25 protein-coding genes are annotated in these 18,952 nt (G+C 65.7%); 13 read left to right on the top strand and 12 right to left on the bottom strand.

Annotated elements, in window-relative coordinates; translation table 11 throughout:
• Nucleotides 1-157: 157 nt before the first annotated feature.
• Nucleotides 158-745 carry a UbiX family flavin prenyltransferase gene (locus tag JJ918_RS04615; RefSeq protein WP_291883886.1) on the bottom strand — a complete coding sequence of 196 codons (588 nt, stop codon included), beginning with the start codon at nt 743-745 and terminating at the stop codon, nt 158-160.
• Nucleotides 746-833: 88 nt separating this feature from the next.
• Between JJ918_RS04615 and JJ918_RS04620 the strand changes: the two genes are divergently transcribed.
• From JJ918_RS04620 to JJ918_RS04640, 5 genes are all read left to right on the top strand, one after another.
• On the top strand, nt 834-1,022 hold the full coding sequence (locus JJ918_RS04620; protein WP_271186958.1) for a DUF465 domain-containing protein: 189 nt from the start codon (nt 834-836) through the stop codon (nt 1,020-1,022).
• Nucleotides 1,023-1,125: 103 nt separating this feature from the next.
• Nucleotides 1,126-1,977 (top strand): tetratricopeptide repeat protein, encoded by an 852-nt coding sequence (locus JJ918_RS04625; RefSeq protein WP_291883891.1) that lies wholly within the window; start codon nt 1,126-1,128, stop codon nt 1,975-1,977.
• A 114-nt stretch (nt 1,978-2,091) separates the two neighbouring features.
• On the top strand, nt 2,092-2,886 hold the full coding sequence (locus tag JJ918_RS04630; protein ID WP_291883893.1) for an SDR family NAD(P)-dependent oxidoreductase: 795 nt from the start codon (nt 2,092-2,094) through the stop codon (nt 2,884-2,886).
• A 20-nt stretch (nt 2,887-2,906) separates the two neighbouring features.
• The gene (locus JJ918_RS04635) at nt 2,907-3,713 is read left to right on the top strand and encodes an AraC family transcriptional regulator (protein ID WP_291883896.1); all 807 of its coding nucleotides are present in this window, start codon (nt 2,907-2,909) and stop codon (nt 3,711-3,713) included.
• A gap of 71 nt (nt 3,714-3,784) precedes the next feature.
• Nucleotides 3,785-4,234, top strand: coding sequence for a VOC family protein (locus JJ918_RS04640; protein ID WP_291883899.1), 450 nt, complete (start codon nt 3,785-3,787; stop codon nt 4,232-4,234).
• 52 nt (nt 4,235-4,286) lie between these two features.
• On the opposite strand, the gene JJ918_RS04645 is transcribed toward JJ918_RS04640, so the two are convergent.
• On the bottom strand, nt 4,287-4,952 hold the full coding sequence (locus JJ918_RS04645) for a DUF1013 domain-containing protein (RefSeq protein ID WP_291883902.1): 666 nt from the start codon (nt 4,950-4,952) through the stop codon (nt 4,287-4,289).
• A gap of 155 nt (nt 4,953-5,107) precedes the next feature.
• Nucleotides 5,108-6,106, bottom strand: coding sequence for an NAD(P)H-quinone oxidoreductase (locus JJ918_RS04650; RefSeq protein WP_291883905.1), 999 nt, complete (start codon nt 6,104-6,106; stop codon nt 5,108-5,110).
• A gap of 53 nt (nt 6,107-6,159) precedes the next feature.
• Here JJ918_RS04650 and JJ918_RS04655 point away from each other — a divergent pair, with 53 nt between their 5' ends.
• Together JJ918_RS04655 and JJ918_RS04660 are read left to right on the top strand one after the other, a co-directional pair.
• Nucleotides 6,160-6,357 carry a DUF1192 domain-containing protein gene (locus JJ918_RS04655; protein WP_291883908.1) on the top strand — a complete coding sequence of 66 codons (198 nt, stop codon included), beginning with the start codon at nt 6,160-6,162 and terminating at the stop codon, nt 6,355-6,357.
• A gap of 77 nt (nt 6,358-6,434) precedes the next feature.
• On the top strand, nt 6,435-6,959 hold the full coding sequence (locus JJ918_RS04660) for a DUF1465 family protein (RefSeq protein WP_291883910.1): 525 nt from the start codon (nt 6,435-6,437) through the stop codon (nt 6,957-6,959).
• Nucleotides 6,960-7,047: 88 nt separating this feature from the next.
• Here the strand turns inward: JJ918_RS04660 and rpmE are convergent, their stop codons facing one another.
• Nucleotides 7,048-7,266: a 50S ribosomal protein L31 gene (gene rpmE / locus JJ918_RS04665; RefSeq protein ID WP_203291512.1), complete on the bottom strand. Its 219-nt coding sequence runs from the start codon at nt 7,264-7,266 to the stop codon at nt 7,048-7,050.
• 204 nt (nt 7,267-7,470) lie between these two features.
• Between rpmE and JJ918_RS04670 the strand changes: the two genes are divergently transcribed.
• From JJ918_RS04670 to JJ918_RS04685, 4 genes are read left to right on the top strand one after another with little or no spacing between them, the layout of a single operon-like run.
• Entirely contained in the window at nt 7,471-8,388 is a 918-nt protein-coding gene (locus JJ918_RS04670; RefSeq protein WP_291883917.1) for an alpha/beta hydrolase-fold protein, read from the top strand.
• Nucleotides 8,389-8,439: 51 nt separating this feature from the next.
• Entirely contained in the window at nt 8,440-8,886 is a 447-nt protein-coding gene (locus tag JJ918_RS04675) for an acetyltransferase (RefSeq protein WP_291883920.1), read from the top strand.
• 22 nt (nt 8,887-8,908) lie between these two features.
• On the top strand, nt 8,909-9,220 hold the full coding sequence (locus tag JJ918_RS04680; RefSeq protein ID WP_291883922.1) for a type II toxin-antitoxin system CcdA family antitoxin: 312 nt from the start codon (nt 8,909-8,911) through the stop codon (nt 9,218-9,220).
• Complete coding sequence (locus JJ918_RS04685) at nt 9,221-9,529, top strand: CcdB family protein (RefSeq protein WP_291883924.1); 309 nt, start codon at nt 9,221-9,223, stop codon at nt 9,527-9,529. It begins immediately after the preceding gene.
• Between the two features lie 12 nt (nt 9,530-9,541).
• Here JJ918_RS04685 and JJ918_RS04690 read toward each other — a convergent pair whose 3' ends face one another.
• Nucleotides 9,542-10,531, bottom strand: a complete 990-nt coding sequence (locus tag JJ918_RS04690) for a peptidoglycan-binding protein (RefSeq protein WP_291883926.1) — start codon at nt 10,529-10,531, stop codon at nt 9,542-9,544.
• Between the two features lie 3 nt (nt 10,532-10,534).
• Nucleotides 10,535-11,527 carry a hypothetical protein gene (locus JJ918_RS04695; RefSeq protein ID WP_291883934.1) on the bottom strand — a complete coding sequence of 331 codons (993 nt, stop codon included), beginning with the start codon at nt 11,525-11,527 and terminating at the stop codon, nt 10,535-10,537.
• 231 nt (nt 11,528-11,758) lie between these two features.
• Here JJ918_RS04695 and JJ918_RS04700 point away from each other — a divergent pair, with 231 nt between their 5' ends.
• Complete coding sequence (locus JJ918_RS04700; protein ID WP_291883937.1) at nt 11,759-12,367, top strand: NAD(P)H-dependent oxidoreductase; 609 nt, start codon at nt 11,759-11,761, stop codon at nt 12,365-12,367.
• A gap of 111 nt (nt 12,368-12,478) precedes the next feature.
• On the opposite strand, the gene JJ918_RS04705 is transcribed toward JJ918_RS04700, so the two are convergent.
• The 4 genes from JJ918_RS04705 to thiE all read right to left on the bottom strand — a co-directional run bounded on the left by JJ918_RS04705 (nt 12,479) and on the right by thiE (nt 15,778).
• Nucleotides 12,479-13,276: an inositol monophosphatase family protein gene (locus JJ918_RS04705; RefSeq protein ID WP_291883939.1), complete on the bottom strand. Its 798-nt coding sequence runs from the start codon at nt 13,274-13,276 to the stop codon at nt 12,479-12,481.
• Nucleotides 13,277-13,282: 6 nt separating this feature from the next.
• The gene (gene efp, locus JJ918_RS04710) at nt 13,283-13,849 is read right to left on the bottom strand and encodes an elongation factor P (protein WP_271186942.1); all 567 of its coding nucleotides are present in this window, start codon (nt 13,847-13,849) and stop codon (nt 13,283-13,285) included.
• A 104-nt stretch (nt 13,850-13,953) separates the two neighbouring features.
• Nucleotides 13,954-15,087 carry a hypothetical protein gene (locus JJ918_RS04715; protein WP_291883961.1) on the bottom strand — a complete coding sequence of 378 codons (1,134 nt, stop codon included), beginning with the start codon at nt 15,085-15,087 and terminating at the stop codon, nt 13,954-13,956.
• A gap of 76 nt (nt 15,088-15,163) precedes the next feature.
• Complete coding sequence (gene thiE / locus JJ918_RS04720) at nt 15,164-15,778, bottom strand: thiamine phosphate synthase (RefSeq protein ID WP_291883964.1); 615 nt, start codon at nt 15,776-15,778, stop codon at nt 15,164-15,166.
• Between the two features lie 175 nt (nt 15,779-15,953).
• Between thiE and JJ918_RS04725 the strand changes: the two genes are divergently transcribed.
• Nucleotides 15,954-16,421: a peptidase S1 gene (locus JJ918_RS04725; RefSeq protein WP_271186939.1), complete on the top strand. Its 468-nt coding sequence runs from the start codon at nt 15,954-15,956 to the stop codon at nt 16,419-16,421.
• 81 nt (nt 16,422-16,502) lie between these two features.
• Here JJ918_RS04725 and JJ918_RS04730 read toward each other — a convergent pair whose 3' ends face one another.
• Entirely contained in the window at nt 16,503-17,540 is a 1,038-nt protein-coding gene (locus tag JJ918_RS04730; protein WP_291883967.1) for a class I fructose-bisphosphate aldolase, read from the bottom strand.
• A gap of 184 nt (nt 17,541-17,724) precedes the next feature.
• Nucleotides 17,725-18,936, bottom strand: a complete 1,212-nt coding sequence (pgk, locus tag JJ918_RS04735) for a phosphoglycerate kinase (protein ID WP_291883969.1) — start codon at nt 18,934-18,936, stop codon at nt 17,725-17,727.
• Nucleotides 18,937-18,952: the final 16 nt, after the last annotated feature.

Below are 18,952 nucleotides of genomic sequence, written 5' to 3' on the forward strand. Positions count from 1 at the left end.
TCCTGAGCCGTCTCTTTCCGGTTGTCGAACAGGATCCGTCGGCTTGCCGGCGCCGCCTTGCAGGCGTCGGGCCGGTGTGACGCGACGAAGCCATGATACTAGCGGCTTTCGACCGGCAGATAAATCCGCAAAGGACGTTGCGGACGCGAAGACACACTCAGCGCCGCCCGCCCTCCAGATCCTCGCCCCAGCGGCGGGTTGAGTCCCAGTCCAGCCCGAACAGGTCGAGGGCCCGGCCGACCGACTGGTCGACCAGATCGTCGATGGTTTCCGGCTTGGCATAGAAGGCCGGCAGCGGCGGACAGATCACCGCACCCATCTCGGTCAGGGTCTCCATCGTGCGGATATGGCCGAGATGGAACGGCGTCTCGCGGACCATCAGCACAAGGCGGCGGCGCTCCTTGAGAACGACATCGGCGGCGCGTGTGAGCAGGCTGGATGTCACACCGGTGGCGATTTCGGACATGGTGCGCACCGAGCATGGCGCGATCAGCATGCCGCGCGTCCGGAAGGAGCCGGACGCGATCGGCGCGCCGACATCGGGCATCTTGTAGACATGGTCCGCCCGGGCCCGGAAGTCGCGGATCGACAAATCCGTCTCGTAACCGAGGGTCATTTCGGCCGCTTTCGAGGCCACCAGATGGCTCTCGATTCCCATCGTCCGGAGCGCATCCAACGCCCTGATTCCATAGACAATTCCGGAGGCGCCCGAGACACCCACGATCATCCGGTCCGGCTTCACCATCCCCTAACCTCGAAACGTTTCGTGAATAGACATAATGCGTGGACGTGTTTCAATCGAGTGTTCCACTTCACAAAGAGGAGACGTCTCCATGTCCATCGAAGCCCGCATTCGTGAGCTCGACGCCCGTCACACGCGTCTGGATTCTCAAATCGACGAACTGAAAAAGCATTCGTCGGCGGACTCGCTGGAAGTCGCCCGGCTGAAGAAGGAAAAACTTCTGCTCAAGGAGCAGATCCAGTCCCTCCGAACGACCACGCATCAGTCTCTGGCCGGATGATCCGGACGAACTGATGCGAACCCGACTGACACGCAAAGCAGGGGGCGGCTTTCGAGCCGCCCTTTTTGCAGGTTAGACTGCGTGTCCTGAAACGGAGACTATCATGCGTGCCCTTGCAGCCCTCCTGCCCCTCGCCCTGATCGCGGCTCCGCCTGCGCTGGCGCAAAAGGACGTTTCGCCCTGCCAGGCCGGCCGGCTGGCGCTGGATGCCGGCGAGAGTGCGCAGGCGATCGAGGATCTGGAGGCCTGCCTGTCCAGCGAGGACCTGGAGCCGGATCGCGAGGTCGGTGTCTATGCCGGCCTGGGTGCCGCGTTTCTTGCAGAGCAGCGTTACGAGGACGCGCTGAACGCCTATAATTTCGCCTTCGCGATTGCCGAAACCCAGCGCGCCGAAGTGATCGAGCCGACGCTGTGGCGCAATCGCGGGATCGCCCGGACCGAACTTGGCCAGCTCGAGGAAGCGCTGTCCGATCTGCGGCGTGCCGCCGCCGAGATGCCGGACGATGTGATGACCCAGCTGACCCTGGGCATCGTCTACCAGGACATGGACCGCGCAGCCGACGCCGTGGTTGCCTATGACCACGTTGTCCGGCTGGAACCGTCCTGGACAGGCGCGTGGATCAACCGGTCGAGCGCCCTGCTGGATGCCGGCATGACCGGCGCGGCCGTCGACGATGCGCGCCGGGCGGTCGAGCTGGAGCCGGAAAGCGGCACGACGCTGAACATGCTGTGCTGGACCCTGATCCAGGACGGGCGTGCCCGCACGGCGCTGCCCTTGTGCGAACAGGCCGTCGCACTGGAACCCGAATCCGGCGCGATCGTGCATTCCCACGCCTCGGCGCTGGAGGCCCTCGGCCGGATGGACGAGGCTCTGCCGCTGTATCGCCGGGCCTGGCAATTGGCGCCGGACGATCCGGAGATTGCCCAGGACTATCAGCGCACACACAATCCCTGACCGTCCTGCCGCCCCGGCATCCGGCCAGGGGCCATTGCAACACGCCGCTGCTCGTGCAAGGTCAGCGATCCCGCGTGGGCGCAACGCGCCCGTTTGGAACAAGAGGACCACATCATGGGTGACCGCGTTGCCATCGTAACCGGTGGAGCCAACGGCATCGGCAAGGCCTGTGCGCGCCGTCTGAGCGAGGATGGCTGCCAGGTCGTCATCGCCGATATCGACCAGCAGGCCGGCGAGGCGCTGGCCGACGAGCTGGGCGCCGAGAAGGGCAAGGCCCTGTTCGTGTCGTGCGATGTGTCGGACCGGCTGTCGGTCAACAATCTCCTGTCCGAGACGCGGGCGACCTTCGACCGGCTGGACGTGCTGGTGAACAATGCCGGCATCGTCGCCAAGGGTGACATTCTCGATCTGTCCGACGGCGATTTCGACCGTGTCATGGGCGTCAACCTGAAAGGCGCCTTCCTGGTCGCACGCGAAGCCGCGCGCCAGATGGTCGACCAGATCGAGGAAGGCGGGGAGCGCGTCGAGGACGCCCGCCGCCGCTATGCCATCATCAACATGTCCTCGGTCAACGGCGTCGTCGCCATTCCCGACCAGCTCGCCTATTGCGTCACCAAGGGTGCGATCGATCAGCTGACCAAGTCGATGGCGCTGGCGCTGGCCAAGCACGGCATCCGCGTCAACGCGATCGGCCCGGGCAGCATCAATACCGATGTGCTCAAATCCGTAAACGACAATCCCGAAGCCATGGCGAAGATCATGTCGCGCACGCCGCTGCAGCGGATCGGCGATCCCGACGAAGTCGCCTCGGTCGCCTCTTTCCTGGCCTCGCGCGATGCCAGCTATGTCACCGGCACGACGCTCTATGTCGATGGCGGCCGCCTGGCCCTGAACTACACGGTGAGCTGAGGTCGGGCGGCCGCTCCGGGATGTACAGCCGTCCACCCGACAGCGCGCTCGAGCCCTTCATCGAATGCGTCTGGTTCAATCCCGGCCAGACCGGCGGCATCAGCGTGCGCGAGCGCGTGCTGCCCACCGGCCAGGCCCATATCGCCATCCGCCCGTCAGGCCCCGGCTTCCGCTTCTTCGAGCATGCTGCGGACCCTGCCGGGCGCGACATGGGGCACGCGATCGCCGGCGGCATGCGTAGCACGCCCTACTTCAAGGACACCTCCGCCGAAACCCCGAGTTTCGGCGCCCTGATGAGGCCCGGCGCAGCAGGTCTGGTACTGGGCAAGCCGGCCGGCATGCTGGCCGAACGCCATCTTCCGCTTTCTGTCTTCTGGCCGGAACAGGACCTCGCCCGGCTTGAAGACGCGATGCGCGCGGCAGCCTGCGCGGAAGACGCGCTTCAAGCCCTGGAGACAGAACTGCAGAAGCGGGTTCGCGGTCATGACGGGATCGCTCCCGGCGTCGCCACCGCCCTCCGGGCGATCGCGCGCGGGAAGTCCGTCGGCGATCTGGTGCACCAGTCCGGCGTCAGCCACCGGCACTTCGTCAGGCTGTTCCGTAACGCTGTCGGTCTGTCGCCGAAGCTCTACAGCCGCGTGGTCCGGCTCGGCCACGTCGTTCTGGCGCTGCGTCCGGAAGAGGCCCCGGACTGGGCCGGCCTTGCCGCCGATGCCGGCTATTTCGACCAGTCGCACTTCATACGCGATTTCCGGGCCCATACCGGTCTGGCGCCCGCCGCCTATCACCGCCGCCTGTCCGAACGCGCCTTCCATGTCGCGGACTGAGGCCGTCAGATTTTTACAATACGGCCGCAGCAGGCCGGGCTAGCTTCCGCTTGCCTGCCCAGGAGACCGACATGGCGATCCACGAACTCTACCCCTATATCCACGCCCGCAATGCCGACGAGGCTATCGCCTTCTACAAGACGGCTTTCGGGGTGACCGAGAAATTCCGGCTGGTTGAACCGTCGGGCCGGATCGGCCATGCCGAACTGGCCTTCGGCGACACCACGCTGATGATCTGTGACGAGTTTCCTGAATACGACGCACGGGCGCCGCGCGAAGGGGAAACCTGTCCCTTTGTGCTGCACATCCATGTCGATGACTGTGATGCCGTGATCGAGCGGGCGATGGCTGCCGGGGCGGTTCTTCTGCGCGAAGCCCAGGACATGTTCTATGGCGAGCGGTCCGGGCTGATACGCGATCCGTTCGGCTATTCCTGGCTGGTGGGCAATTCCTTCGAGGAGGTCGAACCGGCCGAGATGCAGCGGCGCTATACTGCGCTCCTGTCTGACGATCCGGCATGAAAAAGGGGCGGCTTGCGGCCGCCCCTCTCCATTTTCGGGCCTGTCCGGCAGATCAGTCCTGCTTGGAACCGCCGAACAGGGTTTCCAGGTCGATATCATCCGGATTGAACTCGTCGCTCGGCTTTTCCAGCTCTTCCTGGGCCTTGAGCGTGTCGTTGAGCATTTCCGGATTTTCTTCTTCCAGCTTGCGGCGGCGCGCCGAGGCCTTCTTCACCTGATCGTCGAGATCGATCTGGGTGCACAGGCCCAGCGAGACCGGGTCGGTCGGCTTGATATTGGCCGAGTTCCAGTGCGTGCGCTCGCGCACCGCCTGGATCGTCGTCTTGGTCGTGCCGATCAGCTTGGAGATCTGGGCGTCGGACAGTTCCGGGTGGTTGCGCACCAGCCAGGCAATCGCGTCCGGACGGTTCTGGCGGCGCGACAGCGGCGTATAGCGCGGACCGCGGCGCTTGGCCGGTGTGTGCAGGTCGGCGTATTTCGGCTTTACCACCTTCATGCGGTAGTCGCTGTTGCTTTCCGCCTTCTCGATTTCTTCCCGGGTCAGCTGCCCGTTGGAGATCGGGTCGGCGCCACGCACGCCCACGGCCACGTCGCCATCGGCGATGCCCTTCACTTCCAGCGGGTGCAGGCCGCAGAAACCGGCAATCTGGTCGAAGGTGAGCGAGGTATTATCGACGAGCCAGACCGCCGTGGCTTTCGGCATCAGGATCTCGGTCATGGATTCAATCTCCCTGGGAGAAACAAAAAAAGCCCGACGCGGCGGCCGGGCTTGGGCTTCCGACGCTTCGGTTCGGGATAGCCCGTACACGAAGCGATTTAGGGGATTTATACCGCAATCGGACGCCGCTGCAAAGCGGCTGCCCCGGCCAATTGTCAGCACGTCAGCAGGATTTTGCCGGAATGCGCGCCGCCGTCGAGCCGCTCATGGGCGGCGCGCACATCGTCCAGCGCGAAGCGGCTGTCGATCACCGGCGCCAGGCGGCCGGCCGCGACCCAGGGCCACACCGTTTCGCGCACCGCACGCGCCAGCCGCGCCTTCTCGGCGTCGGGACGGGCCCGCAGGGTCGAACCGGTCAGTACGATCCGCTTGAGCATGACCCGCATCAGATCGACCTCGACCCGGCTGCCCTTCAGGAAGGCGATCAAGACAATGCGGGCACCGGCATTGGCGCAATTGATGTTCTTCTGGACGTAGTCGCCGCCCACCATGTCCAGGATGACATCGGCCCCGCCGGCATCCTTCACGACGGTCTCGAAGTCGGCCTCGCGGTAGTTGATGGCGATATCGGCCCCCAGGCGCTCGCACAGCGCAACCTTCTCTGCCGTCCCGGCTGTCGCGATCACGCGCGCGCCATGGGCCTTGGCCATCTGGATGGCCGTCGTGCCGATCCCGCTCGTCCCGCCATGAACCAGCAATGTCTCGTCCGGCGACAATGCCCCGATCTTGAACACATTCGTCCACACGGTCAGCACGGTCTCGGGCAGTCCTGCAGCGTCGGCGAGATCGATTCCCGCCGGTGCCGGCAGGACCGAGCCGGCGGGCGCGATGACATAGTCGGAATAGCCGCCGCCCGCGACCAGCGCACAAACGGGATCGCCCACGGCGAGCCCGTCGACGCCGGAGCCGAGTGCCTCGACATGGCCGGACACTTCCAGGCCCAACCCCTCAGGCGCGCCGGCCGGTGCGGGATAGAAGCCGAGGCGCTCGATCTGGTCCGGCCGGTTGACGCCGCAGGCGGTATTGCGGATCAGCACCTGGCCGGGCCCGGGCGGTGCCACAGGACGCGTGACCACATCCAGCACATCCGGCCCGCCAGGCTCGCGAGCGATCACGATACGGGTGGTTCCGGCAGTTTGCGTGGGCTGGGTCATGGGACTCTATCCGGCTTCGCGCTATGCTCGCGCATCGCAGTGTGGAGGCCCCCATGTTTCACGATGACGATATGCCTGCAAGCGCCCGGGCAAAGAATGCCATCATCCCCGGCGAGGATCTCAGTGCCCTTTCCCTGGAAGATCTTGCCGAGCGGCGTGCCCTGCTCGAGGCCGAATTGCGCCGCATCGACACCATGACGGACAAGAAACAGGCCGGGCGCAGCGCTGCGGACGCCGTGTTTAAGTTTTGATCAACAGTTTCCGGCAGATTGGCCCGAGCCTTGCTACGAATCGGACCAGATGTTTGCGGACCGAAACTGGACACGTGATGACTGACAATACGCCGAACCTCTTTCCCGCCGGCGGTGCGCCGGCAGCCCGGGCCCAGGACTTCGCCAATTCGGAGATGTTCCAGAAACTCTTCCGGGAAGGTATGGACCTGGTCGAGGAGACGGCAGCCTATCTGGACGGACCGGGGCGCGACGACTCCAAGTCGCTCGACCGCGCCGGCGCCCTGTCCTATGCCACCGAGAGCATGAAACTGACCACGCGCCTGATGCAGGCTGCGTCCTGGCTGCTGGCCCAGCGGGCCGTGTCCGAGGGCGAGATGTCGGCCCAGGATGCCACGGACGGCAAATACCGCCTGTCCCGTGACCGGCCGACCGACGGGCTGTGGCCGGAGGGCGAAACGCCTCCGGCGGTGCTGATGGATCTCGTGCGCCGCTCGCGTTCGCTCTATGACCGCCTCAAGCGCATCGACGACAATCTCTATGTCGACGGGCCGCTGGAGATGGACACCAATCCGGTTGCCGACCAGATGGCCATGCTGCGCGGCGCCTTCGGCGACCGCTGACGCCACGTCCATCCATGCCCGCGGGCAAAGAAAAAGGCGCGCTCCTTTGCGGAGCGCGCCTTTTGTCTTGGCGTCTTCGACGGACGGCTTACACGAAGCCCTTGAACTTGTCCTTGAAGCGCGACACACGGCCGCCGCGGTCCATCAGCTGCTGATTGCCGCCGGTCCAGGCCGGGTGGGACGTCGGATCGATGTCCAGGGTGAGCACGTCGCCTTCCTTGCCCCAGGTCGACTTCGTCTGGAACTCGCTACCGTCCGTCATCTTCACGGTGATGACGTGGTACTCGGGATGGATATCCTTTTTCATCGGTCCGGCTTTCTTTTGATCCGCCGCGCCACCCGATTACGTTGCCGGGCACGCAGCTCATATAAACTCAGGAGCGCGGGTCTATACAGGAAGGGCAGCGCCAGAGCAACCACCGCCATGTGTTGCCGGGACAGGGCCCTCGGGCTTGCCTGCCCGGGCGATTGACACGATCCTCCCGCCACATCGACATGAGGGGAGAAGAGCTTGAAAAATCTGATCTGCGGCCTCGCCCTGCTGGTTGCCGCAACAGCGCCCAGTCTGGCCCAGGGCACCACCGCCGGCAGCGACAGCAATGGCGCCACGCCCATCCATTTCGGCACCTCCTACGAGATATCCGCTTCCGTTCTCGGCGAGACACGGACCGTGAATGTCTGGCTGCCGCCACATCACGACACGGCCGAAACGCCCTACACCGTGCTCTACCTGATCGATGGCGGTGTCGAGCAGGACTTCCCCCATATCGCCGGCCTCGCCCAGCTTGGCGTGATTTCCTGGCAGTATGAGCCGCTGATCGTGGTCGGCATCGAGACCACCGAACGTATCCACGAGCTGACGCCCGCGCCCGCGGACGCGCGCTATCAAACCCAGTTCGACACGTCCGGCGGAGCGGCCGCCTTCCGGGCCTATATCGCGCAGGATGTCATTCCCTTCATCGAGGCAAACTATCGCGTCGGCGAGCGCCGCGCCGTGATCGGGGAAAGCCTCGCCGGTCTGTTCATCGTCGACACCCTGCTCGAACAGCCGGACCTGTTTGACGACTATATCTCGGTCTCGCCCAGCCTGTGGTGGGACGATCAGGCCGTGGCCGAACGGGCCACCGAACGCCTCGCCGCCGCCGACCATTCGGACACACGTGTCTATCTCACGATGGGCGATGAGGGCGGCACGATGCAGGCCGGGCTCGACAAGCTTCTCGCAGCCCTCGAAGCGGTCGAAGGCACGCCGGAGTACCGCTATGTCGACCGCCGCGAAACCGAGACCCATTCGACGATCTATCACGGCGCTGCGCTCGATGCCCTGCGCTGGCTCTACGCCCGCCCGCCTTATGATTATGGCGAAGTCCCCTGGTATCTGATCGAGGGTGGTCAGCCGGAGGCCGGGCCCGATGAGGCGAGTGAGTAGCGGCCGGACGGCTCCACCCCGACACCCGCGAACAGCACCGGAGGACAGACCATGCCCGCAATCCGTCGGTCGGCCGCGGCCGATACCGAGGCCCTGACCGGAATCTGGCGCTCCGCCGTGAAAGCAACGCACGACTTTCTCAGCGAGACCGATTTCCGTGAAATCGAGACGCTCGTCGCCGAACAGTATATTCCCAACGCGTCGCTATGGGTGGCCGTGGATGCGACCGACCGGCCGCTCGGCTTCATGGGCATGACCGGCAGCCATGTCGACTCGCTCTTCGTCGCGCCGGACCAGCGCGGGACCGGCCTGGGAACCGCCCTCATGGATCATGCCCGGAAAACGGCCGGCCTGCCGCTGTCCGTCGACGTGAACGAGCAGAATTCTCAGGCGGTCGGTTTCTACGAGCGCCTAGGCTTCGAACAGTTCGACCGGTCGCCACTGGACGATGCCGGACGGCCCTATCCGATCCTGCACATGCGCAAGGCTGTCGGCTGACCCGAGTGCCCGACAGCGCACATTGACATACACATCGACCATACACATCATCGAACCGCACCATCTGGACTGGCCGACGATGAAGTATGAGCAACCCGCACCCCGCAAACGCGTCAATCTGACCGTGCGCGAAGACATCATGGCGGAAGCACGCGCGCTGGGCCTGAACACCTCCCGCGCGGCAGAAGCCGGCATCGAAGCGGCCGTCCGCGAGGAGAAGGGCCGCCGCTGGCGCGAGGAAAACCGCGAAGCGATCGAGGCACACAATCGCCGGATCGAGCGGGAAGGCCCCTTGCTCGGCACACCATGGTGGGCCCAGCCCAGAGACGACTAGGTGGCGCGCTTCGATGTCTACCGTCCGACCGGTCTGCCAGCACGGCTCGCCGTGGATGTGCAATCGGATGTCCTGAGCGATCTCGACAGCCGCGTCGTGATCCCGCTTCGCCCGTTCGATCCGTCAGCGGGAGAAGCAGTCTACAGGCTGATGCCCGCGCTCGGTATCGAAGGTCAGGACTACCTGCTCGTAACGACCGATATCGCCATGGTGCCGAACCGTCTTCTGGGACGCCCGATCGCGAATATCGAGACAGAACACCGCGACACCATCACCGCCGCGATGGACTTCCTGTTTCAGGGCTATTGATCCCGCATTCTCCTAACGCGAGGTCAGTTTCAGCTCGATGCGGCGGTTGCGGGCATTGGCCTCGGCCGACCGGCCTTCCGCGATCGGATGGTTCTCGCCGAAACCGGCGGCGACCAGGCGCTCGGACGGCACGCCGAGATCCTCGAACCATTGTACGACCGAGATCGCACGCGCGGCCGAGAGGTGCCAGTTCGACGGATAAGTCGTGCGGATCGGCACCGGATCGGTATGCCCGTCAATGCGGATCACCCAGTCGATATCGCCCGGGATCTCGTCGGTCAGCTGGATAATGGCATCGGCGATGGGCCGCAGGCTTTCGCGCCCCTCGCTCGACAGTGCCGCCGAGCCGGACGGGAAGAGCACATCGGTCTCGAACACGAAGCGGTCGCCGACGATGCGGACGCCGGTGCGGTTGCCGAGAATCTCGCGCAGCCGGCCGAAGAAGTCGGACCGGTAGACCGCCAGTTCGGCCGCACGCTCGGCAAGGGCGGCGTTGAGACGCTCACCCAGATTGATCACCTGGGCCTCGGCCTCCTCGGCGCGTTGTTCGGAGGCCTCCAGCGCGGCGTTGAGCGAAGCGATCTGGTCGCGCAGCACTTGCATCTGCTGGTTCAGCAAGGCGAGCGCACGGCGGCTCTCCTCCGACATTTCCTCTTCCGCCGCGAGATCGGACTGCAGGCTTTCCACCCGGCCCGTCGCGAGAGTCAGCGCGTCTTCCAGCGCATCGCGCTCTTCGCGCAGGCCGGTGATGCGCACTTCCAGCGCCGCATTCTCGTCGCGGGTCAGATTGAGCTCGTCGGCGAGTTGGGACAGGCGGGCATTGAGATCGGCAAGCTGGTCGTCCCGGCTGGTCAGCGCGCGCGACAGCGCGAACTGGCCGGCGACGAAGATCGACAACAGGAAGACGATGACCAGCAGCAATGTCGCCAGGGCATCGACGAAGCCGGGCCAGTGATCGCCGTTATCGGCCTCCTGGAAACGCGCAAACCGGGGCGAAGCCATGGCTTATTCCCCTCCCCGCTCCCGCGATTGCAGGGCGCGGATGAACACCCGCAGCTCGTCGCGCAGGGCCCGCACGCCCTCCTCGTTCGACGCCCGGCTGTCTTCGGCAAAGCGCTGCAGCGTGGTGTCGAGCTGGCGGGTATGGCGCTCCAGCGTATGGGCCAGCCGGTCGAGGGTTTCAGCCGTCTGCTCCAGAAGGGCGCCGACATAGGCCGAGGAGACCTCGCCATCGCCGGCCGCGGCCGGACCGGCAGCCGCCAGGCGCGAGATCGACGACAGCCATTCCTCGATCTCGTTGTAGAAGCGATTCTGGGCGCGGCTGGCCTGCAGATCGAGAAAGCCGATCACCAGCGAGCCGGCCAGACCGAACAGGGAGGAGGCGAACGCCGTACCCATGCCCTGGATCGGGTCTTCGATAGCCGACATCAGGCGCAGCACGTCGGCTTCTGCACCCGTCGAGCTCTCCGTCACCGCCCGCACGGCTTCGCCGACATCCGAGACGACCTGCAACAGGCCCCAGAACGTGCCGAGCAGGCCGAGGAAGATCAGCAGGCGGCCGAAATAGCGGGTGAAGGCGCCAGCTTCCGACATCCGGGCACCGACAGAGTCGAGCACGGTGCGCACCGAGCCGGCCGACAGCGAGACCCGGCCATCGGCCTGGCCGATCATCGAGGCCATCGGCGCGATGAGTGCGGGCGGGCGCGGCAGGCTGGCGGGGTCTTCCGATGAACGGAAACGCACGAGCCAGCGGGCCGCCGGCCCGATCCCCAGCGCCTGGGCATAGGTGTAAAGGACGCCGATGACGAGTACCGCGAGGATCAGGCCATTGATCGCCGGATTGGCCCGGAATGCCGCTCCCAGCGGCTCGATCAGGAACAGGGCGATGGCGGCAACCGCCGCCGTGAACAGCGCCATCCAGACGATATAGCGCCAGGGTCCGGTAAAGCGCACCGCCGGTGCGGAATGCGTGCGGTCGTTCCGGTCGAGAACAGGCATGCCTTCCCCTCGTGTCAGCTCCAGCCCTTCCTTACCCCGGATTGGGACATTTTGGAGGCGAGGTCAAAGCCTGCCTGCCGCGGGGTACGCGAGCGTCTCGCGACACCTTATTCCAGATCGGAATTAATGGAATTCCAAAAGGCGAATTAAATCCGGACGGGAGGGAACCTAACTGTCGGTCGTCGCGCGGCAGACCCGCCGCCGGACCTGACAAGCCGATGGAGTCTTCCGATGACCGATACCTCGCCCCGCCACATCCTCCGCGTCGATGCCAGCATGCGCCGGGAGGGCTCGCACAGCCGCGGCCTGGCCGACCGTGTGATCGACCGCCTCACCGCACAGCGCCCGGACACCCGTGTCACGGTGCGCGATCTTGCGGACGGGTCGATGCGCCTCGTCGACGAGACCTGGATCGGCGCGAACTTCACCGATCCGGCCCAGCGCTCGGACGACCAGAAGGCGGCACTGGCCTTCTCCGACCGGCTGGTCTCGGAACTGCGCGCCGCCGACACGCTCGTCATCACCGTGCCGATCTACAATTTCACCATTCCGGCCTCACTGAAGGCCTGGATCGACCTGGTCGCACGGGCCCGGGAAACCTTCCGCTATACCGAAGCCGGCCCGGAAGGCCTGCTGACCGGCAAGCGCGCCATCGTGGTCTATGTCTCCGGCGGCGTTGCGGCCGGCAGCGAGACCGACTTCGCCACGGACTACATGAAGCATGTGCTGAAATTCATCGGCATTACCGATGTCGAGATCATCGACGCCGGGCAGCTGATGTTTGCGGAAGCCGAGAAGCTCGAAGCCGCGCACGCACGGATCGAGACGCTGGCAGCCTGAAGCGTGATCAGGTGAAGTGGGTACCGGTTCACCGGTTCGATCACGCGACCACCCAAGTAGAGCGTGATCAGGTGAAGGAGCAGAACCGGTTCCGCAGGAAACGATCCTGCCCTAGGCCGAAGCCGTCTTCAGGCGTGCGGTGAGTTCGGCGAGCATGTCTTCATTGCCGGCAGCGATATTGCCGGTGCGCAGGATGTCCTCGCCGCCATCGGCTTCGGCCACGAAACCGCCGGCCTCTTTCACCAGCACGATACCGGCCGCGATATCCCAGGATTTCAGATTGCGTTCCCAGAAGCCGTCATAGCGGCCGGCCGCAACCCAGGCGAGATCGAGCGCCGCGGATCCCATGCGGCGGATACCCGCCGTGTAGGGCATGATCTGGTGCAATTCCTTGAGGAAGCGGGCATGACCGGTCTTGCCCATGAAGGGCATGCCGGTGGCGATCACGGCCTCGTCGAAATGCTTGCGATTGGCTACGCGCAGACGGCGGTCCGCCAGCCAGGCACCGCGGCCCTTCTCGGCGTGGAACATCTCGTCGGTGGCGGGATTGTAGATCACGCCGGCGACCAGCTCGCCCTCGCGCTCCAGCGCGATGGAGACGGCAAAGTGCGGCATGCCGTGCAGGAAGTTCAGCGTCCCGTCCAGCGGATCGACGATCCAGCGGTGGGACCGGTCGGTGCCCTCGACCACGCCGCGCTCTTCCATCAGGAAACCGTAACCCGGGCGGGCCTGGGTCAGACGGTCATAGATGATGTCCTCGGCCTTCTTGTCCGCGATCGAGACGAAGTCGGCCGGCCCCTTGCGGGACACCTGCAGGTGCTCGACATCACGGAAGTCGCGATTCAGCGAGCGCCCGGCGCGGGCGGCCACTTCTGTCATCACGGTCAGGAGAGGAGAAAGGGCACCCATGCCGGATCAGTCCGCGCGGCGGACGTAGGAACCGTCCTCGGTTGCCACGATGATCTTTTCGCCGATACCGACGAAGGGCGGCACGGAAGAGCGCACGCCGTTGGACAGGATGGCGGGCTTATAGGAGTTGGCGGCCGTCTGGCCCTTCACGACCGGCTCGGTCTCGGCCACTTCCAGCGTCACGTGCTGCGGCAGGGAAATGCCGATCGGGCGATCTTCGTGGAATTCCACGACGACCGTCATGCCTTCCTGCAGGTAGGCGGCGCGGTCTTCGCCGACGAAATCCTTCTGCAGCTCGATCTGCTCATAGCTCTCGGAGTCCATGAAGGTCAGCATGTCGCCGGTGTCGAACAGGAAGGTGTGATCCTTCTGCTCCAGACGCACGCGCTCGACCTTGTCGGCGGCGCGGAAGCGTTCGTTCAGCTTGCGGCCATCGAGCAGGTTCTTCAGCTCGACCTGAGCGAAAGCGCCGCCCTTGCCCGGTTTCACGTGGTCGGTCTTCACCGCAACCCACAGCGTGTCCTGGTGCATCAGGACGTTGCCGGGCCGGATTTCATTGCCGTTGATCTTCATGCCGTCACCTTGGGGCAATAAGCGGAACAGCGGCCGGATGGCCGCGAGGTGGCGCTCTCCTATCAGCGAGGACAGGGAACGGCAAGCGCGGTGCCGCAATCGGCTCAGTCGCCCGCGCCGGCCTCGCGGACACGCGCCTGGACTTCCAGCGGCAGGGCGCGTTCGAGTGCAGCCTGCAGACGGTCGCGGTCGCGGTTGTGAACCGGTGCGCCCAGCGCGTCCGCGCCGGCCGCAACGACCCAGCGATAGGCCGCCTCGAGATCCTGTTCGACACCATCGCCCTGGGCCAGCACGAAGGCGTAGAGGAACTGGCTTTCCGCATCGCCGCCGCGCGCGCCCTGGCCGAACCAGTGCGCCGCCAGTTCGGCATCGGCCTCGCCGCCGCGGCCCTGGTAGAGCATGAGGCCGTACTGGCCCTGAGCCGGCGGATAATTGCTTTCTGCGGCAATGCGCAGCCAGCGCCTTGCTTCGGCATCGTCCTGCTCGCCGCCCTCGCCATCGGCCCACATCATGCCGGCCTGGAAAGCGCCTTCGGCCAGATTGGCATCGGCCGCCCGCTCGTACCAGATACGCGCGCCCTCGGCGTCGCGCTCGCCGCCATCGCCGGCATCGAGCATCTGGGCCAGCTGGTACATGCCTTCGGCCGATCCCTGCTGTGCCGCCCGTTCCGCCCAGCGCCGGGCCGACTGGCCGTCCTGCGGGACCGAGGAGGCTTTCAGGGCGAGCGCATAGGCGACCATGGCGTCGATATGACCGGCCCGGGCAGCGCGTTCGAACCAGCGGCGCGGCTCGCCCAGATCGAGACTGTCATCACCCAGCCGGGCCAGCAGGCCGAGCTGGTAGAGCGCAACGGGGTGATCCTGCTCGGCCGCCCGGCGGAACCAGCCGGCGGCCGCGGCCATGTCAGCCTCACCGCCGCGGCCGTCGCGTGCCATCAGGCCTGCCAGCGCTGCGGCGTCGGGGATACCCGACACGGCGGCGGTCTCGGCATAGCGGCGGGCGAGGTACCAGTCCTCGCCGACAAAAGCCATCTGTGCGCGATACCAGGCTTCCTGGGCGGCGGTCATGCCGGTGGGGACCTCGGCCGTCTCGGCGTTGAAATCGCCGGCCTGCGCTTCGCGCTGCACGTCTTCGGGCAGCAGGATCAGCTCGTCGGGAAATGTGGCATCCGGGTCCTCCTGCGCGTGAGCGGCGGAGAGGACGGCAAGGCAGGCGGCGGTCAGGACGGATCGGATCATGGCGTCTCTTTCAGCGTGACGCAGGGGTGCCGGTCAAGTGACATAGCGGTCACATGCGGCCCTCACAGCTGCCCGCTCAGCGGCACACTTCGTTGAAAGCCTTCACCGCGACAGCGGGTCCGTCAGGATGGTTCCAGACACCGCCGGAAACGGCGAGGAAATCGGCCCCCGCCTCGACCAGCGGTCCGGCATTATCGACCGTGATCCCGCCGATCGCGACACAGGGCAGTTCGAACAATTCGGTCCACCAGGTCAGGAGGCCCGGCTCGGCCTGCGTCGGGGCATCCTTGGTCGAGGTCGGGTAGAAGGCGCCGAAGGCGACATAGTCCGCCCCCGCCTCGCCGGCGACCATCGCCAGATGCCGGCTGTCATGACAGGTCACGCCGACCGTGCGGTCCTTGCCCATGATCGCGCGGGCAGCCTTCACGGTCCCGTCCTGCTGGCCGATATGGACACCGTCGCAGCCCAGTTCGGCGGCCAGTTCCGGATCGTCATTGAGGATCACGGCGACGTCGCGGGCATGCGCGGCCTCGATCAATGCCGGCGCCAGGGCGCGGACCTCGTCGCGGGAATGATCCTTCAGGCGGATCTGCAGTGCCGCCACCTCGCCGCCATCCAGGGCTTCGGCCAGGCGGGCAGCGAATGTCTCGTCGATACGGGGCGGGGTGATCAGGTAGAGCGCGGTCGTCATGCCGGCTCTTCTGGCAGCTCGCCCTGCAGCCGACAACCGTTTTCAGCGCCCGCCATTGCGCGCGGGGCAAATCGCCGCCGCGCCTACGTTCAGCTTCCCTTCATCTGCATTATGTGAGAAGCACGCGTACGGGTTGGCCGTGGGCCTCCCGATTGTTTTCTCGCAGGGGGATTTCATGTCCATCAAAACCATTTTCGCCGCCACGATTGCCGCTGCCGCGGTCGCCGGCGTTGCCGCCGCCCAGGACTGGTCGCAAAGCCCGACCTTCGGCCAGACCACGCTCACGGCCGGTTTCGCGCCGGACCCGTACACGGTCTCCATCACCGCGGGCGGCAATATCGACGCCAGCTCCTCGCTCGGCGGCTCCTGCCGCGGCATGATCGCCAACGCGCCGGACTACCGCCTGCACTACAATGCCGGCAGCCTGCCGCTCTACATCGGTGCCCGCTCGAACGCCGACACGACGATCGTCGTCAACGCGCCGGACGGCTCCTGGTACTGCAATGACGACAGCAACGGCCTGAACCCGATGGTGTCCTGGTCGAACCCGCCGTCCGGTCAGTACGACATCTGGATCGGCACCTATGGTTCCGGCAGCGGCATGGCCTCGGCCACGCTGACCATCTCCGAGCTGGGCAACTAGTCCACCGGCGATATCCGAAACGAGAACGGGGCCCCGCGGGGCCCCGTTTTTTTATTGCGCAGACGTCGAAGGTCCGGCGGTTTACACCGTCTCCTTCTCCAGTGCCGCGTCCCATTCGCCGAGCGAGGCGAGGCCGTTCATTTTGGCGCGATGGTTGAAGGCGGCCTGGCCTGCGGCGACATTCTCGGGCTTGCCGGCCCAGGCCTTCAGCGGTGCGGCCTGCAGGGCACGGCCGTAGGAGAAGGTAAGCGGCCAAGGCAGGTCATAGCTGGCATTCATGGCGTTGAGGTGGGCCGTGGCCTCCTCGTCGCTCTGCCCGCCCGACAGGAAGGCGATGCCCGGCACGGCGGCCGGCACGCAATTGGCCAGGCACTGCACGGTCATGTCGGCGACTTCCTCGATGCCCGCACGGTCATCTGCCGTGGTGCCGGAGATCACCATGTTCGGCTTGAGGATCGTGCCTTCCAGCACGACGCCCTGGTCGAACAGTTCGCGATAGAGGGTTTTCAGCGCGAATTCGGTGACTTCATAGCAGCGCTCGATCGAGTGATTGCCATCCATGATGACTTCCGGCTCGACGATCGGAACGATGTTGGCTTCCTGGCACAGCGCCGCATAGCGGGCCAGGGCGTGCATGTTCACATTGATGCCGTACTGGCTGGGCACGCTGTCATCGCCATTCTGGCCGATATTGATCACGGCACGCCATTTCGCGAAGCGGGCACCGAGCTCGTAATAGTCCGCCAGACGGTCGCGCAGGCCATCCAGCCCCTCGGTCACGGTCTCGCCCTCGGCGCCGGCCAGCGCCTTGGCGCCGGTATCGACCTTGATGCCCGGGATCGCGCCGGCATTGCGGATCAGCTGGACCAGCGTGGTGCCGTCCTTGGCGCTCTGGCGGATGGTCTCGTCGTACAGGATGACACCGGAGACGTGCTCATTCATCGCCATTTCGGTGCGGAACAGCATTTCGCGCCAGTCCCGGCGATTGTCCGGCGTGTTCTCCAGACCGATCGAGGCAAAGCGCTTGCCGATCGTGCCCGTCGACTCGTCCGCCGCGAGAATGCCCTTGCCCGGCGCCACCATGGCACAGGCGGTTTCGTTGAGTTGATCGAGATCCATCGCGTCTACCCCAGCTTTAAATACCGATTGGCGGACCGCCGCGGTCCGCCCGTTGTCTACCGCAGAGCCCTTTTAATACGCCGGGCGCCGCTTGCCCACCGCCCTCCGGCGACAGGCCGGGCGTGCCCGCGGGCCGCCCGATGTTATCGTTACCAGTCGTGGCGCGGCAAGCCGGTCCCGCGGCTCAGGCCGCGATGCCGGCCTCGTCCCGGAGCACGCTCACGCCCGGAAGAACCTTGCCTTCCATCCACTCGAGGAAAGCGCCGCCTGCCGTGGAGATGAAGGAGAAATCATTCGACACACCGGCCTGGTTCAGCGCCGCCACCGTGTCGCCGCCGCCGGCGACAGCCACGAGGCCGCGTTCCTTGACCGCGGTTGCCGCCTGCTGGGCAGCCGCCACGGTCGCGGTCTCGAAGGGCGGCGTCTCGAACGCGCCCAGCGGACCGTTCCAGATCAGCGTCTTTGCCTCTTCCATCGCCATGGCGAGCGCCACGACAGTGGCCGGGCCGCAATCGAGGATCATCTCGTCACCGGCGACATCATTGACCGCGGCGAGACGGGTTTCCGGGTTCGGCTTGAATTCCTTCGCCACCACCACGTCGGACGGCAGCATGATGCGGCAGCCGGATTCCTCGGCCGTTGCGAGAATGGCGCGGGCCGTATCGACCAGATCCCTTTCGCACAGGCTGGCGCCGACACGGATACCCTGGGCGTGCAGCAGCGTGTTGGCCATGCCGCCGCCGACAAACAGGATGTCGACCTTCTTCACCAGGTTCTTCAGGAGATCCAGCTTGGTCGAGACCTTGGCGCCGCCCACGAGGGCAATAACCGGGCGTTCCGGCGCTTCCAGCGCGGCGACCAGATGGTCGATCTCGCGCTGCATGGCGAGGCCCGCATAGGCCGGCAGCAGACGCGCGACACCCTCGGTCGAGGCGTGCGCACGGTGCGCGGCAGAGAAGGCGTCGTTGACATAGATGTCGCCCAGATCGGCGAGATCCTTTGCAAACGCCGGATCATTGGCTTCCTCGCCGGCGTGAAAGCGGGTGTTCTCCAGCAGGAGGACATCGCCGGGCTGCATGTCGGCCACGGCCGACAGAGCCTCATCGCCGGTGGTCTCGGTGCAGAAATCCACCGCCACCCCCAGAAGATCGGCCAGCGGCTGGGCCACCGGTTCCAGCGACATCTCGGCCACGCGCTGGCCCTTGGGACGGCCGAAATGCGCCAGCAGGATCACTTTCGCGCCGGCACCGGTGAGATGCTCGATGGTCGGGATGGCCGAGACCAGACGCGTGGCGTCGGTCACCTGCCCGTCCTTCATCGGCACGTTGAAGTCGACACGCACGAGGACGCGCTTGCCGGCGACCTCCGCGTCCTGGATCCGGCGGATCTGCGTCATGATCAAAGGTCCCGAG

The organism is Maricaulis sp. (assembly GCF_017642925.1).
Classification (GTDB): domain Bacteria; phylum Pseudomonadota; class Alphaproteobacteria; order Caulobacterales; family Maricaulaceae; genus Maricaulis.

Bases quoted from the DNA above. Each gene is read 5' to 3' on its own strand.
- JJ918_RS04615 (WP_291883886.1), bottom strand. From the start codon at position 745: ATGGTGAAGCCGGACCGGATGATCGTGGGTGTCTCGGGCGCCTCCGGA.
- JJ918_RS04620 (WP_271186958.1), top strand. From the start codon at position 834: ATGTCCATCGAAGCCCGCATTCGTGAGCTCGACGCCCGTCACACGCGT.
- JJ918_RS04625 (WP_291883891.1), top strand. From the start codon at position 1,126: ATGCGTGCCCTTGCAGCCCTCCTGCCCCTCGCCCTGATCGCGGCTCCG.
- JJ918_RS04630 (WP_291883893.1), top strand. From the start codon at position 2,092: ATGGGTGACCGCGTTGCCATCGTAACCGGTGGAGCCAACGGCATCGGC.
- JJ918_RS04635 (WP_291883896.1), top strand. From the start codon at position 2,907: ATGTACAGCCGTCCACCCGACAGCGCGCTCGAGCCCTTCATCGAATGC.
- JJ918_RS04640 (WP_291883899.1), top strand. From the start codon at position 3,785: ATGGCGATCCACGAACTCTACCCCTATATCCACGCCCGCAATGCCGAC.
- JJ918_RS04645 (WP_291883902.1), bottom strand. From the start codon at position 4,952: ATGACCGAGATCCTGATGCCGAAAGCCACGGCGGTCTGGCTCGTCGAT.
- JJ918_RS04650 (WP_291883905.1), bottom strand. From the start codon at position 6,106: ATGACCCAGCCCACGCAAACTGCCGGAACCACCCGTATCGTGATCGCT.
- JJ918_RS04655 (WP_291883908.1), top strand. From the start codon at position 6,160: ATGTTTCACGATGACGATATGCCTGCAAGCGCCCGGGCAAAGAATGCC.
- JJ918_RS04660 (WP_291883910.1), top strand. From the start codon at position 6,435: ATGACTGACAATACGCCGAACCTCTTTCCCGCCGGCGGTGCGCCGGCA.
- rpmE (WP_203291512.1), bottom strand. From the start codon at position 7,266: ATGAAAAAGGATATCCATCCCGAGTACCACGTCATCACCGTGAAGATG.
- JJ918_RS04675 (WP_291883920.1), top strand. From the start codon at position 8,440: ATGCCCGCAATCCGTCGGTCGGCCGCGGCCGATACCGAGGCCCTGACC.
- JJ918_RS04690 (WP_291883926.1), bottom strand. From the start codon at position 10,531: ATGGCTTCGCCCCGGTTTGCGCGTTTCCAGGAGGCCGATAACGGCGAT.
- JJ918_RS04695 (WP_291883934.1), bottom strand. From the start codon at position 11,527: ATGCCTGTTCTCGACCGGAACGACCGCACGCATTCCGCACCGGCGGTG.
- JJ918_RS04700 (WP_291883937.1), top strand. From the start codon at position 11,759: ATGACCGATACCTCGCCCCGCCACATCCTCCGCGTCGATGCCAGCATG.
- JJ918_RS04705 (WP_291883939.1), bottom strand. From the start codon at position 13,276: ATGGGTGCCCTTTCTCCTCTCCTGACCGTGATGACAGAAGTGGCCGCC.
- efp (WP_271186942.1), bottom strand. From the start codon at position 13,849: ATGAAGATCAACGGCAATGAAATCCGGCCCGGCAACGTCCTGATGCAC.
- JJ918_RS04715 (WP_291883961.1), bottom strand. From the start codon at position 15,087: ATGATCCGATCCGTCCTGACCGCCGCCTGCCTTGCCGTCCTCTCCGCC.
- thiE (WP_291883964.1), bottom strand. From the start codon at position 15,778: ATGACGACCGCGCTCTACCTGATCACCCCGCCCCGTATCGACGAGACA.
- JJ918_RS04725 (WP_271186939.1), top strand. From the start codon at position 15,954: ATGTCCATCAAAACCATTTTCGCCGCCACGATTGCCGCTGCCGCGGTC.
- JJ918_RS04730 (WP_291883967.1), bottom strand. From the start codon at position 17,540: ATGGATCTCGATCAACTCAACGAAACCGCCTGTGCCATGGTGGCGCCG.
- pgk (WP_291883969.1), bottom strand. From the start codon at position 18,936: ATGACGCAGATCCGCCGGATCCAGGACGCGGAGGTCGCCGGCAAGCGC.